This window comes from Cohnella yongneupensis (assembly GCF_042655785.1).
GTDB classification, from domain to species: Bacteria; Bacillota; Bacilli; order Paenibacillales; family Paenibacillaceae; genus Cohnella; species Cohnella yongneupensis.
The window spans coordinates 89,004-111,907 of record NZ_JBHSNC010000021.1; the positions used below are offsets into that span (position 1 = coordinate 89,004).

General features: G+C 53.6%; 18 protein-coding genes. 15 read left to right on the forward strand and 3 right to left on the reverse strand.

Annotated elements, in window-relative coordinates; translation table 11 throughout:
• Positions 1-25 precede the first annotated feature (25 nt).
• The 3 genes from ACFPQ4_RS06980 to ACFPQ4_RS06990 are packed head-to-tail and all read left to right on the forward strand — an operon-like array spanning position 26 to position 3,842.
• Positions 26-904, forward strand: a complete 879-nt coding sequence (locus tag ACFPQ4_RS06980; protein ID WP_378111059.1) for a carbohydrate ABC transporter permease — start codon at positions 26-28, stop codon at positions 902-904.
• Positions 904-1,722, forward strand: a complete 819-nt coding sequence (locus ACFPQ4_RS06985) for a carbohydrate ABC transporter permease (protein WP_378111060.1) — start codon at positions 904-906, stop codon at positions 1,720-1,722. The genes ACFPQ4_RS06980 and ACFPQ4_RS06985 overlap by 1 nt, the downstream gene beginning before the upstream one ends.
• A 23-nt stretch (positions 1,723-1,745) precedes the next feature.
• Positions 1,746-3,842: an alpha-galactosidase gene (locus tag ACFPQ4_RS06990; RefSeq protein ID WP_378111061.1), complete on the forward strand. Its 2,097-nt coding sequence runs from the start codon at positions 1,746-1,748 to the stop codon at positions 3,840-3,842.
• Between the two features lie 6 nt (positions 3,843-3,848).
• On the opposite strand, the gene ACFPQ4_RS06995 is transcribed toward ACFPQ4_RS06990, so the two are convergent.
• Entirely contained in the window at positions 3,849-4,736 is an 888-nt protein-coding gene (locus ACFPQ4_RS06995; RefSeq protein ID WP_378111062.1) for a helix-turn-helix domain-containing protein, read from the reverse strand.
• Between the two features lie 188 nt (positions 4,737-4,924).
• On the opposite strand from ACFPQ4_RS06995, the gene ACFPQ4_RS07000 reads away from it, so the two are divergent.
• From ACFPQ4_RS07000 to ACFPQ4_RS07015, 4 genes are all read left to right on the forward strand, one after another.
• Entirely contained in the window at positions 4,925-8,281 is a 3,357-nt protein-coding gene (locus ACFPQ4_RS07000) for a DUF5107 domain-containing protein (RefSeq protein WP_378111112.1), read from the forward strand.
• Between the two features lie 183 nt (positions 8,282-8,464).
• Positions 8,465-9,934, forward strand: a complete 1,470-nt coding sequence (locus tag ACFPQ4_RS07005; protein WP_378111063.1) for an amidohydrolase family protein — start codon at positions 8,465-8,467, stop codon at positions 9,932-9,934.
• Between the two features lie 16 nt (positions 9,935-9,950).
• Complete coding sequence (locus tag ACFPQ4_RS07010; RefSeq protein ID WP_378111064.1) at positions 9,951-10,703, forward strand: sulfite exporter TauE/SafE family protein; 753 nt, start codon at positions 9,951-9,953, stop codon at positions 10,701-10,703.
• 173 nt (positions 10,704-10,876) lie between these two features.
• On the forward strand, positions 10,877-12,544 hold the full coding sequence (locus tag ACFPQ4_RS07015; RefSeq protein ID WP_378111065.1) for a glycoside hydrolase family 3 protein: 1,668 nt from the start codon (positions 10,877-10,879) through the stop codon (positions 12,542-12,544).
• 211 nt (positions 12,545-12,755) lie between these two features.
• Here the strand turns inward: ACFPQ4_RS07015 and ACFPQ4_RS07020 are convergent, their stop codons facing one another.
• Together ACFPQ4_RS07020 and ACFPQ4_RS07025 are read right to left on the reverse strand one after the other, a co-directional pair.
• Positions 12,756-12,869 (reverse strand): sporulation protein YjcZ, encoded by a 114-nt coding sequence (locus ACFPQ4_RS07020; protein ID WP_378111066.1) that lies wholly within the window; start codon positions 12,867-12,869, stop codon positions 12,756-12,758.
• A 134-nt stretch (positions 12,870-13,003) separates the two neighbouring features.
• Entirely contained in the window at positions 13,004-13,177 is a 174-nt protein-coding gene (locus ACFPQ4_RS07025) for a sporulation histidine kinase inhibitor Sda (RefSeq protein WP_378111067.1), read from the reverse strand.
• 178 nt (positions 13,178-13,355) lie between these two features.
• Between ACFPQ4_RS07025 and ACFPQ4_RS07030 the strand changes: the two genes are divergently transcribed.
• From ACFPQ4_RS07030 to ACFPQ4_RS07065, 8 genes are all read left to right on the forward strand, one after another.
• Positions 13,356-13,919, forward strand: coding sequence for a WGxxGxxG family protein (locus ACFPQ4_RS07030; protein WP_378111068.1), 564 nt, complete (start codon positions 13,356-13,358; stop codon positions 13,917-13,919).
• A gap of 154 nt (positions 13,920-14,073) precedes the next feature.
• Complete coding sequence (locus tag ACFPQ4_RS07035; RefSeq protein ID WP_378111069.1) at positions 14,074-15,963, forward strand: sensor histidine kinase; 1,890 nt, start codon at positions 14,074-14,076, stop codon at positions 15,961-15,963.
• Positions 15,956-17,467, forward strand: a complete 1,512-nt coding sequence (locus ACFPQ4_RS07040; RefSeq protein ID WP_378111070.1) for a response regulator — start codon at positions 15,956-15,958, stop codon at positions 17,465-17,467. Before ACFPQ4_RS07035 ends, ACFPQ4_RS07040 begins: the two co-directional genes overlap by 8 nt.
• Before the next feature lie 134 nt (positions 17,468-17,601).
• A complete protein-coding gene (locus ACFPQ4_RS07045; RefSeq protein WP_378111071.1) occupies positions 17,602-18,477 on the forward strand; it encodes a carbohydrate ABC transporter permease in 876 nt (291 codons plus the stop codon).
• 1 nt (position 18,478) lies between these two features.
• Positions 18,479-19,306, forward strand: coding sequence for a carbohydrate ABC transporter permease (locus ACFPQ4_RS07050; protein ID WP_378111072.1), 828 nt, complete (start codon positions 18,479-18,481; stop codon positions 19,304-19,306).
• Between the two features lie 121 nt (positions 19,307-19,427).
• The gene (locus ACFPQ4_RS07055; protein WP_378111073.1) at positions 19,428-20,495 is read left to right on the forward strand and encodes a substrate-binding domain-containing protein; all 1,068 of its coding nucleotides are present in this window, start codon (positions 19,428-19,430) and stop codon (positions 20,493-20,495) included.
• Between the two features lie 225 nt (positions 20,496-20,720).
• Positions 20,721-21,683, forward strand: coding sequence for a glycoside hydrolase family 113 (locus ACFPQ4_RS07060; RefSeq protein ID WP_378111074.1), 963 nt, complete (start codon positions 20,721-20,723; stop codon positions 21,681-21,683).
• Complete coding sequence (locus ACFPQ4_RS07065; RefSeq protein ID WP_378111075.1) at positions 21,680-22,897, forward strand: AGE family epimerase/isomerase; 1,218 nt, start codon at positions 21,680-21,682, stop codon at positions 22,895-22,897. Before ACFPQ4_RS07060 ends, ACFPQ4_RS07065 begins: the two co-directional genes overlap by 4 nt.
• The last annotated feature ends 7 nt before the right edge of the window (positions 22,898-22,904 follow it).

The following is a 22,904-nucleotide window of genomic DNA, read 5'->3' on the forward strand; positions in this document are numbered from 1 at the left end:
TTCATAGTCAAGGAGGGGGTCGACTATGGGAACGCTTAAACGCGCGCTGCAACGCGAAATCTGGTACATTCTCTTTCTGATTCCGGGCATCCTCTTGTTCACGATGGCCGTCATTGTTCCTTTGGTCGTTGGGGGACGTTATTCCTTCTCGAACTGGGACGGCATATCTCAGAAGTTGACTTACATTGGCTGGGAGAACTACGTGCATGCGGTGCAGGATGCCGATTTGTGGTCATCGCTTGGGAACACGTTCAAATACGCAATCATTCTTACCTTGCTCGTTAACGTCTTGGCGCTTTTTTTCGCGCTTATGCTAGATAGCTATTTGCCGTTACGCAACTTGTTCCGTACGGTGTTCTTCTTGCCTAGCGTCATCTCGGTCGTACTCACGGGCTATATCTGGAGCTACAATTACAGCCAAGGCTTTCCGAAGCTGCTCGCGTACTTCGGTCTTGACGTCACAAGTCCGCTGGGTAATCCCGACCACGCGTTATTCGGGTTGATCGTCGTCGCGGTGTGGCAAGGAATCGGTCCTCCGATGATCATCTATATAGCCGGGCTTCAAGGCATTCCCGGCGAGTTGCTGGAGAGCGCGCGCATTGACGGAGCCGGCGCGTTCCGCGCGTTCCGAAGCGTTACGCTCCCGCTTCTCGCTCCATCCATCACGATCAACATGCTCCTCACGTTGACCGGATCGCTCAAGGTGTTCGACCTTGTGTATGTCACGACTAATGGCGGACCTGCCTTTTCGACGGAAGTTATCTCGACTTACATTTATAAGTCCGCTTTCTCTTCCTTTAAGGCCGGTTACGGTATGGCGCTATCGATGATCTTCTTCGTCGTGCTCGTGTTGGTTACGATCATTCAAGTATCCTTCTTTAGAAGACGGGAGGTAGACATGTAATGAAGCCAACCAAATATCTCGTCTTTGGGGTAGTTACGCTGCTCGCAATCGTGTTCTTGTTCCCGCTTTACGTTGCCCTATTAATGTCTCTCAAATCGGCTAAGGAGACGTTCGATTCTTTCTACGGGCTGCCCTCGAGCCTTAATTTCTCGAATTTCGCCCACGCCTGGGATGTCTCGAAATATCCGACGGCCCTTACGAACAGCTTGATCGTCACTCTGTTATCCGTCGCGCTCATTATTATCGTCTCTGCCTTGAGCGGATACGCCATCGCGCGAGGCAAGAAGCCGTTCTACAATTTCATGTATTTACTGTTCCTCTCCGGCATGATGGTGCCGTTCCAAGTGACGATGCTACCTCTCTACAAGCTCGGCAAAACGCTAGATCTATTAAATAGCCATTGGGGTATTATGCTCATTTACGGAGGATTCGGCGTACAATCGGGCGTACTGTTCTACACGGGCTTCGTCCGCGGCATTTCGAAGGAGATCGAAGAAGCTGCGAGGATCGACGGCTGTTCGACGCCGGGTATTTTCATACGTATCGTATTGCCATTGCTGAAGCCGGTAACGGCCACGGTGCTCGTCCTTAACGCGCTGTACATTTGGAACGACTTTCTGCTTCCGTTGCTCTATTTGCAAGAAAAAGCTTACCGCACGATTCCGCTCCAGCAATACTTCTTCTTCGGACAGTATAGCAGCGACTTGAACCTGGCGTTCGCCTATGCAGTGATGGGGATGATTCCGATTATCGTCTTCTTCCTGTTCATGCAAAGGTTCATCATTAAAGGAATCGCAGCAGGGGCAATCAAGGGCTAACATAGGATCTAAGGGGTGGCGGCATGACTATCGCATATTTGGAGCAGCATAGGATTTTCGAATTGAGCACCCGACGGACCTCGTACGTGTTCGGCATCAACGAAAAGGGCACGCTTCAGCATCTGTATTGGGGAGAGCCCGTCGATGCGTCGGAGCTCGGTTTCTTGCTTCGGGGACGCTCTCATAGCTCGTTCGATGCGGACATCGATCGGGAGACGGAGGAATTCGGCGGCTGGGGCGGCAGCCATTACGCAGAGCCCGGCCTTAAAATTCGCTTCGGCGACGGTGTTCGGGATGTAAAGCTTGATTATTCGGGCTATGCTTTGACGAATGATGACGAGCTCACGATTCAACTGGTTGATCGCCATTATGCTATCCGCGTTGACGTTATCTACCAAACATTTGCCGAGTACGATCTCATCGAGCGGCACGTTCGCGTTCATAATGGCGAAGCGCTTCCGATTACGATCGAGCAAGTAATGGCCGCCGTCTGGAACGTGCTGGCGCTTCCGGAATACCGACTCACGCACGTAGCGGGCCGATGGGCGGGAGAGTATCAACTACGCAGAACCGTGCTGACCGAAGGCCAGAAACGGCTGGAGTCTAGACGGGGCTTCACCGGTCCCCACGCCAACCCCTGGTTCGCGATCGACGACGGAAGCGCGGACGAGAACGCTGGCCATGTCTGGTTCGGCGCGCTAGGCTGGAGCGGCAACTGGAAAATCGTCGCGGAGAAATCGACGTTCGGTCATGTTCGCGTCGTCGGCGGGGTGAACGATTTTGACGGCGCCTTCACGCTTGCGCCGGGAGAGACGTACGCGTCGCCCGTCTTCACCGGCGGATTCACCGCAGGCGGCTTCGGTTCGATGAGCCGCCTGCTGCACCGGTATGAGCGCGAGTGTATCTCTCCAACCCGTAGACCAAGGAAGGTGCTGTACAATTCTTGGGAAGCAACCGAGTTTGCTGTGAACGCGAAGGAACAAATTAAGCTCGCCCGTAAAGCCGCCAGCCTCGGCGTCGAACGGTTTGTCGTCGACGACGGCTGGTTCGGCGCGCGTAACAGCGACCGCGCTGGTTTAGGCGATTGGTACGTCAATCCGGATAAATTCCCGAACGGCTTGGAAGAGCTCGTTCGCGAGGTTCAAGGACTAGGCATGGAGTTCGGTCTGTGGGTCGAGCCGGAATCGGTCAATCCTGACAGCGATCTGTACCGTCAGCATCCGGAATGGATTTATCGGTTCGATACGCGCGAAGGCACGCAGCTGCGCAACCAGTACTTGTTGAATCTCGGCTTGCCGGAAGTGAAGGCGTTCGTTCTCGGGTTCATGACGGAGCTGCTCTCGAAGTACGAAATCAAGTTCATCAAGTGGGATATGAACCGAACCGTCACGGAGCCGGGAGCGAAGGATGCGGGACAACCGATCTGGTTAAATCACGTGCGCAATCTATATGAGATTTGGGCAGAGCTTAGGAAGAGGTTCCCGGACGTAGAGTTCGAGACTTGCGCCGGAGGCGGCGCCAGAATCGACCTTGGGATTTTGCGGTATGCGGATCAAGCCTGGATAAGCGACAACACCGACGCGCGCGACCGGCTGGCGATACAAGAAGGCTTCACGTATGCCTATAGCCCATCCGTAATGATGTGCTGGGTTACCGAATCTCCGAGTGGCTTCAACGGTCGAAGCCTGCCGTTGTCTTACCGATTCCATAGCGCGATGATGGGCGGACTCGGCATCGGCGCGAACATCGGCAAGTGGTCGGAGGAAGAGACGGAAGAGGCGGGGCGGTTCGTCCAGCTGTATAAGAGCATTCGTCACATCGTGCTTGCGGGCAACCACTATCGCTTGGAACCGCTTGGACGCTCCAATCTGGCTGCATACGCTTATGTGAGCGGGGACGGACAAGAAGCTGTCGCGTTCGCCTTCTTGCAATCGCAGCATTTCGGCTCGGAGGAGAGAAGGCTACGTCTGCGGGGGCTCGATGCGGATGCATCGTACGAGGTTAGCTTGGACGGCGGGGAGCCGATCGTCCGCCGCGGATCGACGCTCATGAATGTCGGGTACCCGCTGACGCTGCGGGGAGATTACGGCAGTTCGCTGTTGCGGCTTAAACGTCTGTAGGAGCCGTTAACCTTTCGGCGCGCTGCGGTATTCCGTCGGCGGCGCTCCCATCCGCTTTTTGAATAGGCGGGAGAAGTAGTAGGGATCGGGAATGCCGACCGACGCGGCGATCTCCTTCACGGTAAGGCCGGTTAAGCTGAGAAGCTGGCCGGCCTTTTGCATTTTCATGCGCAAAAAATATTCGATCGGCGGGAAGCCCGTCTCCTGATTGAACAAGTAGATGAGATGCTGCTTGGATAAGCCGGTATGCGCCGCCAATTCGATAAGCGAAACGGTGTCCGTCAGCCGGTCGTTCAAGTATCGGATGGCCCGCTCAAGATCGAGCTCGCGTTTCCGATCGCGCGACGAACCTCCCGCGCCGAGGCCGATGCGGCCGAGCAGCTGCCCGATCGTCTGCGAGACATGTACTTGTACCGGCATCGAATAGGGCTTGTCCGCGAGCAAGGAATAGCACCGCTCGAAGCTATCCGTCCATTCGGCTTGAACGGCGGCGGGCAGTTGAATCGGACCTGCGTCCAATCCGTACAATCGTATTAATGCGGCGACCTGCGCTCCTTTCAAGTGGAACCAATAAATGCTCCATGGTTCTCGAGGCGAAGCTCCGTATCTGTGAGGTTCTCCGGCGGGAACGACGACAAGCGTACGTTCTCGCACGACATGGGACCGTCCCGCGAGCTCGATCCATCCTTCGCCAGCGATGCAATAGATCGCGATGTGACTGTCACAGCCGGCCGGCCGTTCGCGATAGTGATATTGAGCCCGAGGAAAAAATCCAATATCGCTGACAAACAGTCCTTTCGTCAATTCATGACGCGACAGTTCCTCGACGCTGTATTCAGGCAGAACGAAAAGCTTTTCCTCGGGAAACCCTTCCGGCTTGCGAACCTCGTCCATCTACACGCACCCCGTTTGGTTAATGGAATAAGAAAAAAGTTCATTATTCTTATGGAAGTTGATTAATTATAGGGACTATTCGTTATCTAAAATCAGAATATAGTCCATTATAAACCGAATTTCGTCGATTGGCTCGCGCGATTTTCCGGCGTACAGTAGAAGTATCCGAAAATTCCATTCAAGGGGGAATTACATTGGCAAAGGCACAACGACAGGAGCTTCCGGCCGTGCGCATTTGGGAAGAGAACGTGTCTATCCCGACCTACGGCATCGGCGAGCCCGACCGCAATCCGATGTTTTTGGAGAAACGCGTCTATCAAGGCAGCTCCGGCAAAGTGTATCCGCATCCGGTCGTCGATAAAATTATGGACGACAAGCATCCGCAAACGTATCGCATGACCATTCTGGAAAACGAATACGTGCGCATCGAGATGATGCCGGAGTTGGGCGGACGGATTTATCGGGCGCTCGATAAAACGAACGATTACGATTTCGTCTATTATAATCGCGTTATTAAGCCCGCGTTAGTCGGCTTGGCAGGTCCTTGGATCTCGGGCGGTATCGAATTTAACTGGCCGCAGCACCATCGTCCGAACACTTACGGTCCCGTGGAGTACCGTCTAGCCGAGAACGAGGATGGTAGCGCGACGGTATGGATCAGCGAAATCGACCGTATGTACGGCACGAAGGTAACCGCTGGATTTACGCTCTATCCGGGCAAAGCTTACTTGGAAATTTCCGCGCAGCTTTACAACCGCACCCCGGTGTCGCAGACGTTCCTATGGTGGGCGAATCCCGCGGTAGCCGTCAACGATCATACGCAATCCGTTTTTCCGCCGGACGTAACCGCCGTATTCGACCATGGCAAGCGGGACGTATCCCGTTTCCCGATCGCAACGGGCACTTATTATAAGCAGGACTACTCGGCCGGCGTAGACATTTCCCGGTATCGCAACATTCCGGTTCCGACTTCGTACATGGCCTACAAATCAGACTATAACTTTGTCGGCGGTTACGATCACGGCGTTCAAGCCGGGCTGCTCCACGTAGCGAACCATCATGTTTCGCCGGGCAAGAAGCAATGGACCTGGGGGAACGGCGAGTTCGGCCAGGCGTGGGACCGCAATTTGACCGACGAGGACGGACCGTACATCGAGCTGATGACCGGCGTCTACACGGACAACCAGCCGGATTTCACTTGGTTGCAGCCGTATGAGGAGAAGTCGTTCAAGCAGTATTTCATGCCGTATAAAGATATCGGCGTCGTCAAAAACGCATCGATCGATGCGGCCGTCAATTTGGAGTTCGACGAAACGACGCGTCAGGCGATCGTTATGGCATACGCGACGTCCGTCTTCCAAGACGCCGTCGTCGAGCTGCGCGGGAAGAAGCGCGTATACGTACAGACGACGCACGAGCTCTCGCCGACTTCGACGTTCAAATCGATCGTACCGATCGACGAAACGGATTTAGCGCACGACTTGATTGTCGTCGTCCGCGATAGACACGGCAAGACGCTGATCGACTATCGTCCGGCAAAGCCGTCCATCGAGCAAGTGCCGGACGCCGCGAAGCCGCTGCCCGAGCCGTCCGAACTACGGACGACAGAGCAGCTATACTTGGCCGGCTTGCATCTGGAGCAATACCGTCATGCGACTTTCGAGCCGGAAACTTATTATTTGGAGGGCTTGAAGCGCGATCCGTCCGACATTCGGATCAACGTCGCGTACGGCACGCTGCTGCTGCGCCGGGGGTTGTTTGCCAGCGCGGAAGGGCATTTCCGCACGGCGGTGAAATCGCTCACTTGGCGCAACCCGAATCCGTATGACAGCGAAGCGCTGTACCAGCTCGGCGTTGTGTTGAAGCTGCAAAATCGGTTAGATGAGGCATTTACGGCTTTCTATAAATCGGTTTGGTCAGTTGCGTGGCAGGATGCCGGCTACTTCTCGCTCGCGCGTATCGCGTGCGCAAAAGGGGAGTATGCGGAAGCGTTGGAATTGGTCGACCGCGCATTAATCCGCAATTCGCGTAACTACAAAGCGCGTCATCTACGCGCAGCGCTGCTGCGGAAGCTTAACCGGCTGACGGAAGCTGCCGTTTATGCGGAAGAGACGCTAAAACTCGATCCGGCGGATTTCGGATCAGCGTGGGAGCTTGGGCTGACGTTCGCCGAACAAGGGACGCGGGAGCGCGCGAATAAAGCTTCGGAGGAACTCGCGCGACTTATGCGAGGCGATCCGCACAACTACTTGAATTTAGCTGCCGACTATTCGGAGGGCGGGTTATATGAGGAAGCGATCTCCGTGTTGGCCAAGCTCGCGCCGGCTGCGCGGACGGAAGCTTATCCGATGGTGCATTACGCGCTAGGTTACTTGCTCGAGCAAGCCGGGCATCCGGAACTGGCTGCGGAATATCGCCTTGCGGGCAGAAAAGCTAAGCCGGACTATTGCTTCCCGAACACGCTGTTTGATCTCATTGTCCTCGAAAGCGCAATTAGAGCCGACACGAACGACGGCATGGCGCACTATTATGTGGGCAACTGGCAATACGATAAAAAGCGCCATCTGGAAGCGATCGCTCACTGGGAGTCTTCTCTCGAGACTAACGCCGGCTTCGCCACCGTACATCGGAATTTGGCGCTCGCCTACTTCAACAAGCTCGGCGATGCCGAAGCGGCACAGCGTTCACTGGAGACGGCGTTCGCTTGCCGGCAAGATGACGCGCGCGTATTGTACGAGCTAGATCAGTTGTATAAGAAGCTCGGATACACGGCGTCCAGACGCTTCGAGACGTTGGAGAAGCATCGGCCGCTCGTCGAGAAACGCGATGACTTGTATTTGGAGCATGTGGCGCTGTTGAACGCCCTGGGTCGGCATGAGGAAGCCGCGCAAGCACTAGCTTCCCGTAAGTTCCACCCATGGGAAGGCGGAGAAGGAAAGACGACCGGCCAGCATGTGCTGACTTGCGTCGAACGCGCGAAACAAGAGATGGAAGAGGGCCGTTTCGAGCAGGCCATCGGATTGCTGCACGAGGCGCTTGCGTATCCAGACAATTTGGGAGAGGGCAAGCTGGCCGGGGCGCAGGAGAACAATGTCTACTACTACCTAGGGTGCGCCTACCTCGGCATGAATAAGCCAGAGGAAGCGGAACGGCATTTCGTCACCGCCTCCCAAGGTCTCGAAGAACCGACGAGCGCGATGTATTACAACGACCAACCGCCGGATATGATTTTCTACCAAGGCATGGCGTGGCAGAAGCTAGGCAACGCTACGGAAGCGAAGCGCCGCTTCAACAAGCTGATCGACTATGGGGAGAAGCATTTGAACGACGACGTCAAGTTCGATTACTTCGCCGTGTCGCTGCCCGATTTCCTCGTCTTCGAGGACGACATGAACAAGCGCAACGAGATCCATTGCCGCTATATGATCGGGCTCGGTATGATCGGCCTCAGCAAGTACGAGCAAGCTAAATTGCAGCTAGACGCCGCGCTTGCCATTGAAGCCAACCATCAAGGGGCAGCCATCCATCGCCGGATGTGCGAATAAGCGTAGGAGCTGTATCCAAGCGAAAGGCTTGAGATACGGCTCCTTTTCCTTGTGCACCACGGATGACGATTGGACATCTCATCACCGGACGATTCGTCAATTCCATGAACCGGTTGCCAAATACGAGCCGATGCCTCCCGTGCTACGATCGTGGTGAACAGATCACGAACGGGGGCATCGGCGATGCGAATAGACGCTCATCAGCATTTTTGGAACTTGGATCGGGTTCGGTATCCTTGGCTCGTTTCAGCGTACGGACCGATCTATCGGACGTTCGAGCCGCTGGAGCTGGAGCCTCTTCTTATGAAGGCGGGCATCGACAAGACGGTGCTCGTGCAGGCGATGGACTCCGACGAGGATACTGAATACATGTTGGAAACGGCAGCGCGGTTCGATTGGATCGGGGGCGTCGTCGGTTGGGTACCTCTGGACAGGCCGGATGATGCGGTTCGCAAACTCGGCGCGTATGCGGGCAATTCGGTCGGCGCGGATTGGCATGGCGATTACCATATGAACTACAATGCGCAGCAACCGTTCTGGGTCGCTTTCTCGAGCAACCATGCCGACAAGCATCTCGCCTACGCCAATATGGTAGATCACGTGTTGCCGGTCAGCCGTCAATGGGCGCGGGATTATTATGGCATGCGAGGGGCTTATTTTCCGCATTCGGCGTATCCGGTGAAGATGACGATGATGCCGTACCCCGTCCCGCACTGGGGCTGGGAAATATGCGAGACGCCTTGGACGGTCCAGAGCCTATGGTGGCATTACCTATACACGATGGACAAGGTGTTCCTGTCGGATCGCGCGTTCGGACCGATGAAGGACGCCGCATTGTTCATGGTCGATTATATGAAGAGGCCGGACGCGAGCGGCGACGGTTGGGATGACGACTTCTTTTTTTGCATATTGAACAAAATGGATTCGGCGGGTACGATGGTTTTAGAGGTGACGCAGTTGGGAATCATTAATCGCAGATTAGACGAACTATTCGCCGAATGGAGAAGGCGGTATCCTTCCGGAGTGTTTATCGAAGACGGATTATTGGACGAAGAAGCTTGGACAAGTCGTCCTGGGCTTAAAATCGTCGTACTGCTTAAAGAACCGACCGAGGATCGCAACCATCCGACTACCGAGGAATGGAAATATCAGACGTTCATCGCGGAACGAGGCTATTTGAAAGAGCGAGGAACCACCTGGCCCAATTTGATCCGGTGGACATATGGAATTCTACATGGGTTTCCTGACTATCGATATGTCAAAGAGAAAGAGGAGTACATTCGGCGCAATGCCAACGATTTTCTGGGCTCGGTATGCTTTGTGAACGTGAAGAAGACGGTAGGTTCTACGCAATCCGATGATAGACAGGTGTATCAGACCGGGCTTGATGCAGCGGATCTATTGCTGGAACAGATCAAGATTCTATCGCCTAATATTGTTTTATGCTGCGGACAAACCGTATTTAATATCGTAAGAGATTCATTGGCGAAGGAAAACGTTTATTTCGAAAATAGCTCGACAAGCGGAGGACTCGAGAAGTTGTGGTGGAATGAACTGCGAACCAACATTATTAACTATAATCATCCGATGGCTTATTTTCCTTCCGCGATGACGTATACCTATTTAATGACGGAACTGCAAAAGATCCTTTAGGAGCCGACACCCGACCATGGAACTTACATCTCTGCAATTAACGCTTACGATCGTCGGCGCGCTGCTCGTCGGCTTCTCCAAGACGGGCGTCCCGACGCTGGGCATTTTCGTCGCCGCGATGCTGGCCTCTGTCTTCCCTGCCAGCGAATCGGTCGGTTTATTGACGCCTATATTGATTACCGGCGATATTATCGCCATCGTCTACTACCGCCGAGCCGTGGAGTGGAAGCATCTGTTCAAGCTGTTGCCTTGGGTGCTCGCGGGCATGGCCGCCGGATTCTTCGTACTCGAATATATAGACAACCAGGATTTGGCGCTACTGATCGGGACGCTCGTTCTGTTGCTCATCGCGGTGCATGTCGGCAGAGAAAAGCTGGAGCGCGCATTGAACATCGCGTTCACCAAGTCCCCGGCTTTCAACGGCCTGCTCGGCGTGCTCGCCGGGTTCACGACGATGGTCGGCAACGCGGCAGGCAGCATCATGTCGATCTACTTATTGTCTAAGGGGATGAACAAAACATCCTTTATTGGAACGAACGCGTTTTTCTTCTTTATGGTGAACGTAATTAAAGTACCTTTTACCGCCTATCTGGGACTCATTACGCCGGAATCGTTGACCGTTAACGCTTGGGTCGTGCCGGTCGTCGCGGTCGGGGCGTTCATCGGATTCAAGACGCTTCCTCGTATTCCGCAGCGGCTCTTTCAGACTTTGATTCTCTCGTTGGCGACGCTTGGCGGATTTTATCTGATCTTGACGGCCGTCCTCTAATTCCAAAACCGCGAAGCAGGTGCGACGACGCATCCGTTTCGCGGTTTTTTTGCTTTCGCGGATGGAAAGGTGCGTCAACGACAGTAATGTACACAATTGACAGTCCTGACGGAATTGACGATTACTTTGTACAGTATGCCGCGTCGCGCCAATCTAGCAAAATGGAGATGTGTATGCTGAACAGCGAAGGAGCGATGGCCCTCTTGAAGATCAAGCTGAAGGAACTCACCGTAAGAGAGAAAATAGGCCAGACTGTCGTCGTTCTCTCTAACCGCGCGCAGGAAAGAGACAAGTATGGCAGCCTATCGGCCATGATGGAACGATATCCAGTCGGCGGCTTCTTCGTAGGCGCGGAAATGATCAAGGACGTCATGACAGGTAACACGAGGGAGCAAGTGAGGGAAGCGACGAGGCAATATAGCGAGGCGACTCGGATTCCGCTGCTGTTCGCGTCGGACTTCGAGAACGGGTGCGGCAACATGATCGCCGGAACGACGAAGCTGCCGCAGCCGATGGCGCTGGGAGCGACGCGCTCCGAGCAGCTTGCCTACGATTACGGCAAGGCTACCGCTATGGAGGCGCAACAGGTCGGCGTTAATTGGACGTTCTCGCCGGTCGCGGATCTCAACATGAACCGTATGAACCCGATTACGAATATACGGGCATTGTCGGATAAGCCGGATTGGGCGATCCCGCTGCTGCGCGCGTTCGTGCGCGGGATGCAGGAGCACAGGCTTGCTGCGACGGCAAAGCATTTTCCCGGGGATGGAGTCGATTACCGCGACCAACACATTATGACGACGCGCAACTCGCTCCCTTGGGAGGAGTGGCTGACCAACCATGGCGCGATGTTCCAAGCGCTGATTGACGACGGCGTAGGGTCGATCATGACCGGGCACATCGCGTTGCCTGCCTATCAACTCCGAACGGAACAAGGCGGACGGCATTTGCCGGCGACGCTCGCCGAGGAACTGACATTGAAGTTGTTGAAACACGAAATGGGTTTCCGTGGTGTCGTCGTCTCCGATGCGCTTGTCATGGGTGGGTACTTGAAGTGGTTCCCGCAAGACGAAGCGTACGTGAAGAGCATGCAAGCGGGTACCGACATGATGCTGTGGCCGGAGTTCAGCTACTTCGAGCGAATGGAGCGGGCGTTAGAGTCCGGCGAGCTGTCGATGGAGCGGCTGGAGGACGCCGTCTTAAGAATCCTGCAACTCAAGCAACGGCTCGGCTTAGTCGAGCTGGCTGACGACGATCAAGCAACCGACTATAGCATGGTCGAAGCTCCAGAAGTGTCTGCCGAGGAAGCTGGCCTCTTCGCAATAAGCACCGCGAAGGCGGTAGCCGAACGCAGCCTTACGCTGCTGAATGACGAGAACGGACTGTTACCGCTATCCACCCGATTGATAAAGAACGTGTTGATCGTTGCGATCTGTCCGGCGGACGCCGACTTCGAAGAGATGGACTCTCTCCAAGCGGCGTTCGAGCGCCGAGGCGTGAATGCCGAGCTCAAACGAAACATATGGTACGAGGAGCTCCAACAGCGTGAAGCCGAATTCGATCTGATCGTATTCGCGCCGGCCGTCCGGCCGCATCGGCCGATGGGGCCGCTCGGATTATCCAAAGACGAAGCGTCCGCCGCATGGAGCGCGCTGACCGCCGGACGCGACAAAACGATCGTTGCGTCCTTCGGATCTCCGTACGTCATGAACGATTATTTCGATATGGCGCCGGTTCGCGTGAACGCTTACGGCAACGCTCCCGCCTCGCACGAAGCTTTCGTCTCCGCGATTTTCGGAGAGATCCCGTTCGCGGGACAATCCCCGGTATCGAATTTGTAGCTCGGATTATGCTATGGCTAATCAATGTAAAAACGGGTAGAAATCGGTCACGGGTTTAGTATTGCCTACCTCCACCGGACAGAGTCTGGCATTTGCTACCGCTGTCTTTCTCCCATTGAATTTACGTTCAATAATAAGAAGTTCAGGACATCCCAGAACAACCCCGACCAGCTGTCCTGGTCGGGGTTGTTCTTACTTACATCGCCTTAGATTAATAGCCGGCTTTAAGGATGATGACCAAGAGAACGAACAATACGAGTGCGAAAGCAGCTGCGCCCATTCCGCCACCACATCCAACGCCTTCACCTGCTACAGGGTAACCCATGTGTATCACCACCGCATTTTATTGTGATGAATCATCACGATGTCAGTTTATGCGATGGTAATGGCACAGGGATGGGACAGCAACCTATTTCTTCGAGGTTCCGCTTCTGTACGAATTGTCATAATCGGCCCATTTTATTGCAAATACAAATCTTTAAGTACGTCCTCGATGTTGAGCTTCCTGTTCTTGATCTCCCTAAGCAGCATCTGGATGAACTCGTCATCCGGAGAGAACGGAGCTACTTTATTGAACTGAGTAATGAGAAGCTCGTCGTCCATGTGATGTACCGTTTCGGACATTTTGCGCATACGACCCACCGCCTTTCCTGTGTCTTATTGCCTAAAGTATAGGCTAAAAGTTTTAGCAAAGTTGGTTTACAAATATTAGAATACTGTTAGCTTATTGGCGCTGGATGGCGCGGATGATTAACGTACGAGCCGGAGAAATTAGAGGTGAAATCAAAACGAACTTCAAGGAGGCTGCAAATTGAAAAAGCTTTTGCTGAGTTCGATGCTGGTGGGTAGTATGTCGGTCGCCGCTGTCGCTCCGGTCATGGCTACTCCGATGCCGACGGAAATGACGATCAAGCAGGTAACTACCGGACACGGTACCGATTACCGCGCGACGCCGTATAGCGGCACCGTGAACGTCCAAAACACGGATGCCTACCGGTACGGCAACGGCAACGTGACGAATTTCGGCACGACTGGAACGACTGGAACTTACGGCACTTACGGCACTTACGGCACGACCGGAACCGGAACTTACGGCACGACCGGAACCGGAACTCACGGCACGACCGGAACCGGAACTTACGGCACGACCGGAACGCACGGTCCGAATGGAACTTACGGCATGAGATCGTATGACGTTACCGACCGGAACCACGTGAACACGTATCGCGGCATGGGCGTTACGAACAACAATTTGCGAACGAACGCTTACCGCGCGACGGCAACGACGACGAACAGAGCCTCTAACTGGGGTTGGTTAGGCTTGCTTGGACTGTTCGGACTAGCCGGCATGCGTAGCCGAAGCCGCGTTGACTAATAATGCCGTTTTGGCGAAATCGTAATTGATCGATCGTGAAGTCCCTGCTTTGTCGCTGTTTTCAAGCGGTGAAGTGGGGATTTTTACGTAGATTATGTTATTTTGTTAGCATAAAATTATGTTACACTACTATCGAGAGAAGGGGGAAGTTCGGATGAGGCTTTGGCAACGGATTTGGAAGCGGCTCGTTTCGCCCATTAACAGAATGGAAGGCAAGCTGTTTATTGTCTTTTTGTTTTTGATTATTTTGCCAATTGGGGCTTTAAGCTATATATCCGCCGCTCGTTATAGCGATTCGATCGAACGCAATACTGTTACATACGTATCCCAAATCTCGGACAAGATGATCAGCAAGCTTGACGATTATATGGAAGATATGAAGAAAATTTCGATCATTCCTTCGTATTTGGACGAAATCAAGGAAGGGCTCAAAATTTCCAACCGCTATTACGAAAGCCTGCCGTTGCAGGAGAACGATCCGACTGCGCGGGGAAGCGACACGAAGGTCGGATTAACCGGCGAAGAGTTGCAGATGTTGCGGAGAATCGAGGCCAGCATCTATTTCCTGAACAATATCAAAAGTACCGGCTCCAATTCCGTATACTTGTTCGATCGGTACGGACACTATTATTTCACGACGAAGAGCGGCGGAATCCGTTCAGACTTGAAGGCGGTGTACGAAGATTGGAAGTCGCTCGCTTATTCGCAACACGGAACGCCCGTGCTCGTAAGCACACAGGAAGTGAGCGGACGGGCGGGCAACCAGTACGTGTTCTCGGTCGTGCGCGAAATTATCGATACGAACTTCGAATCGCTCGGCTTGATCGCCGTGGACGCGAACATCGACGTCATCGAGAACATCGTCAAGGACTTGGATAACGCGACGCACGGGACGACGCTTATCGTGGACAACGCGGGCAGAGTCGTGTTCGACAGCGAGAAAAAATATTTGGCGCGGAATTTGCAATCGAGCGATTTGCTGGAGCTAGCGTCGGGTACCGGAGGCAGCTTTCATACCGAAATCGACGGCGTGCCCGTGTTATCCATTTACCGCGAATCGCAAAACACAGGCTGGAAAATATTCGTGGCGATACCCCAGAAAGAGCTTATGGGCGACGCGCTGCGCATTCGGAACGTAACAGTGGCTTCGGCGATTGCGATCGTCGGATTCGCGCTATTGATCTCGATGATTTTTACGTTCACGCTAACGAAGCCGCTTCGGTCGCTCGTGCGTCTAATGAAGACGGTTCAGACGGGCAATCTGGAAGTTACGTTCCCGGTTCGCGGCCACGACGAGATCGGACTTGTTGGCAGCGCGTTTAACCGGATGATCGTAAGGGTCAAGTCGCTCATCGACGACGTATACTTAGCCGGGCAACGCAAAAACGAGGCCGAGCTCGAAGCGCTGCAAAACCAGATCAATCCGCACTTCATCTATAATACGCTGGAATCCATTCGGATGACGGCCGTCATTAACGACGATACGGAAGTAAGCGATATGACGCAGCTTCTGGGCAAGCTGCTGCGTTACGGAATCGGATCGGGAACCGAGACGGTGCCGCTCGCCAAGGAGCTGGAGCATTTGGAAATTTATCTCCAGTTGCTCAATTATAGATACGGCAGCAACCGGTTCGTACTGACGCTACCTGAAGTGAGTATGGACATGCAAATGCCGGTCATGAAGCTTCTGTTCCAGCCGATCGTGGAAAACGCGGTGTATCATGGCATGGACGAGACGAAGCCGAATATGACGATTAGGTTGAAATACGAGGAAAGGGGAACGGATCGCTTATATACGATTTCGGACGATGGCGTCGGGATGGATCAGTCTACGTTAAGGCGGCTTCGCGGTACATTGAACGACCCGCAGCGCAGACAGTCCGAAGGCGGCAGGGGAATCGGGCTTAGGAACGTTCATGAACGCTTAAAGCTTAGATTCGGAGAAGGATACGGTATCAGCATAGATAGCGAGCCTGGCATCGGGACGAACGTTACCGTGCGCATTCCGATCGAGCAGGCGAATGGAGGCAAACACAATGGTTAACATCGTCGTGGTGGATGATGAGGAACGCATACGGCAAGGGTTGGCGAAATTGATCGCGCAGGCCGGCGAACAATACAAGATTATCGGCATCTTCGCGAGCGGAATGGAGCTTCTGACGCAAATAGACGAGCTGGCGGTCGATCTTGTCATAACGGATATAAAGATGCCTATGATGAACGGTCTCGAGCTGATCGAGCGATTGAAGGAACGTTCGCCTAACCTAAAAGTCGCGATTGTGAGCGGCTTCGACGATTTCACCTTCGCGCGTCAAGCGTTGCGGTTCGGTGTGGAGGAATATTTGTTGAAACCGGTGGACAAAGCGGAACTAGACTACCTGCTCCGCAAAGTTAGCGATAGCTTAGCGGAGGAGAGGGAGAAGAAACACGCGTTGCAGGAAGACCAGATGGGCTTGCTGCTCTTCAATGAAGCGGAGCTGTTGCCTAAGCATCTTCGACTGGAAGCGGGGAAAGCGCTAGAGCTGACTCCTCTATTCAGCGAACCGTATGCGGTATACGTCATCAGAGGAACGTTGCCGTCGCCGGACGCGATGATGGAAGCGGCGACTTCGGGTTGGTTGTCTAATTGGAAGCTGCTTAAGGGCGACGATTCGCTCGCCTTGATCGTCGGAATGAACAGTACGGACCATGCCGAGCGCGTACATGAAATCGGGCAGACGCTGGCGCATCGGTTGCCGCCCTCATTCGATGGTAGAATCGGCGGAAGCGACGTGTTTAGAGGATCGTCCTGGTTGCGCGAAGCTTATCGGCAAGCGGAGCATGCTATGCAATTTGCTTGGTATGAGTCCGGAAGACGAAGCTTCGTCGACTATTCGCATCTGACCAAGAAGCAGCCATCCGGATCGCATATGATCGTCTTGCTCGACCGCGAGTTCCAAGAGGCGATGACGATGTCGGACTTCGCGCGCGCCCAGGAGTCGATAGCCAAATGGTTCAGAACATGCAAGGAAGATAAGCCGCAGTGGTCGGAGCTGCGCGAAAGCTGCGAGACCGTGCTGGCGTTCATTCATCGTTCTGGCGCGGCCAAAGTCGGGGACGCGGGGGTATCGAAGCAAGCCGTTACGGTATGCGATCCGCACCGTTACCTGGACTTCGAAGCGTTCTCGAAGTTTTTCCTCGGGGAAGTCGAGGGGCTGTTCCGTATCTTGCAAGAGGTCCGGCAAGAGAATCGCGTCATCGAGACGGTAAAAACTTATATCATTCAGCATTTCACCGAAGAGTTGGAGCTCAATCGCTTGGCGGAAGAAGTGTACTTGACGCCTAGTTATCTAAGCAAGCTATTCAAAACGGAGACGGGCGAGACGATAACGGATTTCCTGATTTCCGTTAGGATCGACCGCGCCAAAGAGCTGCTGCGCGATCGTATCGCTCTCAAAACTTACGAGATCGGGGAGAAAGTCGGCTATGCCGATCCGGCGTATTTCAACAAGGTGTTCAAGAAGGTCGTCGGCTGCACGCCGAAAGAGTACCGAGATCGTGTTAGGTGAATATTATCTAAATTGAGGACAATGAAAACAAACACAGCCCATTAAATTCGATAACAATAGAACGTATAATAATGATGAAAGCGTTTCCTGTAACAGACTACCTACAGAAGTGACTGAAAGGCAGGGGAATTTCATTGAATTTTAGCTACAAAACGCAGAGATACATGATTCTGTTCGGATTCCTAACGATTCCGTTGGCTCTGCTGTGCGCCTTCTCGCTGTATCCCGCGGCGGCGTTATTTTATTTTAGCTTGACGAACTGGGACGGACTCGGGTTCGACCAGCAATGGGTCGGCCTTGAAAACTATAAGGAATTATTCGTCAGACCTGAAATTTTCGGCGCATTCAAAAACAACCTCTATTATTTCGTCGGCGGGTTAATCCAAACCGCGATCGCTCTGTATTTCGCCGTCATTCTGAACGGCAAGCTCAAGGGCAGATACGCGTTCCGCGTCTTGCTGTTTTTACCGTACGTGCTACACAGCGTCGCGACGGTCATCATGTTCAAGAACATGTATCATGCCGAGTACGGCTCTTTGAACGTCTTCCTTGGCGCGCTGGGTCTGGAATCTTGGCAACAAATGTGGTTGGGCAATCCGCATTTGGTCAACTTCTCGCTAGCTTTCATCTCGATGTGGAAATATTTCGGACTAAGCATGGTTATTTTCATCGGCGCATTGCAATCGATCCCTGACGACCTGTACGAAGCCGCTAAAATCGACGGCGCGAACAGCTGGCAGACATTCCGGTTCATCACTCTTCCTAGCTTGCGCAAAGTGATCGAGCTGATGCTCATCCTTACGCTCACCGGCGCGCTTGAAGCGTTCGATATTCCGTTCGTTATGATGCTCGGCGCTAACGGCACTTCGACTTTCGTCATCCAAACGGTCGATATGGCGTTCAAATTCGAGAACTTCGGGCTTGCTTCCGCGATGGCGGTCGTCCTGCTGTTCATAGTCCTGTTCTTCATCGTCATCCAGCGTAAAGTGCTGTTCAGGGAGGGCAAATAACATGATAGGCAGATCTAACTCCGTAACCGCGCTCAAATACTTTACGCTGCTTATCGGCGTGTTCATTGTGTTCTTCCCGATCTATTCCGTGTTCGTCGGCGCGTTCAAGACGAAGGTAGAGTTCTATCAATCGGGTCTAAGTTTACCGCACGACTTCTTCAACTTCGACAATTTCAAGCGCGTATTCAAAGTAGGTAAGCTCGGCCTCGGCTTCAAAAATATCGCGATCATCATCGTCGTCGCGCTAGCGGGCAACATCGCCATCGGTACGATGGTAGCTTATGCGCTCGGCCGCTTCGAATTCAAGCTTAGAGCTCCGATCATGGGCTTGTACTTGGTCGCGCAAGTTATTCCGCTCGTTACGACGCAAGTCGCTACGTTCAGCGTAATCAAATGGCTTGGCGTCTACAATACGATCAAAGCTCCGATGCTGCTCTATATGGGCGCGGACGTGTTGCAAATCGTTATTTACTTGCAGTTCATCAATAACATCCCGCGAGACTTGGACGAAAGCGCGATGATCGAGGGCGCGTCGCTCTTCAAGATTTACCGGTCGATTATTTTCCCGCTGCTCGGTCCGGCGACGGCTACGCTCGTCATTTTGAAGACGATCTCGATCTACAACGACTTCTACGTGCCGTTCCTCTACATGCCTTCGCAAAAGCTGAAGGTCGTATCGACGGCCATCTACAGCTTCGTTGGTCCGAACGCCGCGCAGATGAACGTTATTTCCGCCGGGATTCTCATCATCTTTATCCCAACGATCCTCATCTTCTTGTTGCTGCAACGGTTCATCTTCGCCGGCGTAACTAACGGTGCGGTTAAGTAAAGCTTCGCATAGCAACGTAGAGTATCGCTAACGCTCGGGATGTGTTATGATAACAATTATTATTTTGTTATCATCTGTTCCGGGCGTTTTTTCTTTTATGAGCGGAGTGTGTTAACGAGCCATGTCCAAGAAAATTACGATGCAACAGATCGCCGATCAAGTCGGCGTATCCAAATTCGCCGTATCCAAGGCATTGTCCGGCAAGTCGGGCGTTAGTCCGGATACGCGGGAGAAGATTATACAAACCGCCACGCAGCTCGGCTATTTCGTGCAAAAGCGCGTTCGGCCTACGGTAAGCCGTTCGTCGCAGCAGGGCAAGTCTTCGCAAGCTGACCGGAATACGATTATCGTGCTTATTCCTAACGTGCGCGAGCAGACGCGGCAGTCGACGTTCTGGGGACGTATCATCGACGGGATAACGAACGGGCTGGAAGAAAATCACCTAGGCATGATGATCGTGACCGAACATATTACCGATAACTTCACGAAGCTGATCAATCCGGATGCGGTGTTAGGCTTGCTCGGCGTAGGCCATATATCCAACCAGCTGTTGCTGGAAATCCGCAATCTAGGCATCCCGTTCGTCTTAGTCGATCACGAGGATCCGCTAATTCCTTCGGACGTGCTATTCATGAACAATTACGAATGCGTCAGAAGAACGGCCAATTACTTGCTTGGCAGCGGTCATCGCGATTTGCAATTCGTAGGCAACATTCGTTATTCCCGTAGCTTCTACGATCGCTGGCTCGGCTTCCGGTCGATGCTAGAGGAGCAGGGCGTCCAGCTAGATCAGCGTCCCGAGCTTATCGAGTTCGAAGGGAATAACCGTTCGGAGATGACCGAGAACCTCGAAGCGATCGTGCGCAAGCTGCAAGCCGAACATAAACTCCCGACCGCTTTCGTGTGCGCGAACGACTCGATCGCGATTTGCATGATCACGGTGTTAATGAAGCTAGGCATCGACGTTCCGAGCCAATGCTCGGTTACCGGCTTCGACAATATCGAGGATGCCGCGTTAGCTAGTCCGAAGCTTAGCACCGTGCACGTCAACAAGGAAGCGCTCGGCCAACGCGCCGTCGATACGCTTCTATGGCGGGTTGAGCATCCGGACGGACCGAAAGAAAAAATATTGCTGGCCGGAGAGCTACTGATTCGGGAATCGACGGCAGGCGCACCTTACGCGCAATAATAGGATGTGTAATGAAAACCTGCCTACCTGGCGGGTTTTTTCGCGTGCGCGATGACATCCTAATCAAGAAGTTAAAGAGGAAAAACGCGCGTTTTTCGGTTGACAACTAAGCGTACGGTGATACAATTTGTTTGAGTCTTGTTATTGTTATTTGCAAACAAAACAATAACAACAAACAGGTAATAGAGAAACAAAGCAGGAACAGGAGGTTGTCGGCATGAAAACATGGACGGAACAGTAAACGGGATGACCTGGGGATGGACCGGAGTACGCGGTACATGGGGCGGCTCGGAAGCGGAAGATTCGATGCGCAAAATGAGCGCGGTAGGCGTGAATTGGGTAGCTATCGCGCTCGGAGCGCTGCAAGAAACGGCGCAATCGACGAAGATCGCTTACGGCGACGAGCCGACGGTAACCGACGACGAAGTAAGATGGGCGATCCGCCAAGCGAAATCGCTCGGGATGAAGGTGTGCATGAAGCCGGTAGTCAACTGCGCGAACGGCACGTGGCGAGCGCATATCGTCTTCTTCCAACAGGACGTGCCCGGGGAGCCGAGCTGGGCGGAGTGGTTCGCTTCGTATACCGAGTTCATCGTTCATTACGCTCGCATCGCCGAGGAAGAAGGATGCGAGATGCTGTGCGTCGGTTGCGAGATGGTTCAGGCCGATAGCAGGGGGAACGAATGGCGCGCATTGATCGCGGAAGTGCGGAAAGTATATAGCGGCCTCATTACTTACAACTGCGACAAATATCAAGAAGACCGGCTCACATGGTGGGATGCAGTCGATATTATTTCCTCCAGCGGCTATTATCCGATCGGGGAGTGGGAAGCGCATCTCGATCGGATCGAGGGCGTGTTGAAGAAGTGGGAAATGCCTTTCTTCTTCATGGAAGGCGGATGCCCAAGCCGCGAAGGCTCCGCGCAAAGACCGAACGACTGGTCATTGCCGGGCGGTCCTTCGGAGGAAGAACAAGCGAACTATTACCGCGTTATGTTCGAGGCTTGTTCCAAGCGCGAATGGATGCGTGGTTACATGTTATGGGACTGGCCCGCTCGGTTGTATTCTGCGGAGCAAGCTTCCCAGAACGACGATTACTGCATGTATGGAAAGCAGGCCGAGGCTATCGTCCGAGACTACTACACGTCTAGCGTACATCAAGGCAAGGAGGCGCACGCGAGCCAATGAACGAAGCATTAACGACCGCCCGGTGGCGAAGCGAATTGGAAGACGAACTTAAGCAGACGATACTCGGCTTCTGGATGCGTCATACGATCGACGAGAAGCACGGCGGATTTATCGGAGAAATTAAGCACGACATGACTATCGTCGAAGACGCGGACAAAGGACTCGTGCTCAACGCGCGCATCCTTTGGACTTTTTCTAGCGCCTACCGGACTTACAGAGAGGAAGCCTACTTAAAAATCGCCGAGCGAGCTTACGAGGAACTCGATAGCATTTTCCGCGATCAAGCGAACGGCGGCTTGTATTGGATGGTCGACGTTGCCGGCAACCCCGTGCAAGACAAGAAGCAAGTGTACGGGCAAGCGTTCGCGATCTATGCGTTAACGGAATTTTATCGCGCGGCGGGAACGGAAGAGGCGCTGAACTGGGCGAAGGAGCTGTACCTGCTGATCGAGAAGCACGCGTACGATCCTGCGCACCGGGGTTATATCGAAGCGCTGTCCGCCGATTGGACGCCGACGAGCGATCTGAGCCTTAGCGGCAAAGATTTGAACGAGCGCAAATCGATGAACACGCATCTTCACGTGCTAGAAGCGTATACGAATCTATATCGCGTATGGCAACCGGAAGGACTGCGCATGAAGCTTGCCGACTTGATCGACATTCATCTGGACAAAATCGTCAACCCGGCGAACCATCATTTCTTGTTGTTTTTCGACGATGAATGGGCATCCAAGTCCGAGCACGTCTCCTACGGTCACGACATCGAAGGAAGCTGGCTGCTCTGCGAAGCGGCGGAAGTGTTAGGCGACGAAGCGCGAATCGAGCGCGTAAGAGCGGAAGCAATCGCGATGGCGGACGTTACGATAGCCGAAGGCATCGACGCGAACGGCGGCGTGTTCAACGAAGCCGACGGCGAAGGCCATCTGGACGATACGAAAGATTGGTGGCCGCAAGCGGAAGCGATGGTAGGATTTTTGAATGCTTATCAGCTGACTGGGGAAGCAAAGTATTTGCAAGCCGCCCGCAATAGCTGGGCGTTCACTAAGAAATATATTAGCGATGCGGAGCATGGCGAGTGGCATTGGCAAGTTACGCGGGAAGGCGTGCCGGTCACGACGCATCCGAAGGTCGATCCTTGGAAATGCCCTTATCATAACGGCAGAGCTTGCTTGGAAGGTTTGGAAAGACTGGCGCATATCGAAGCGCAACATTGAGACGGTG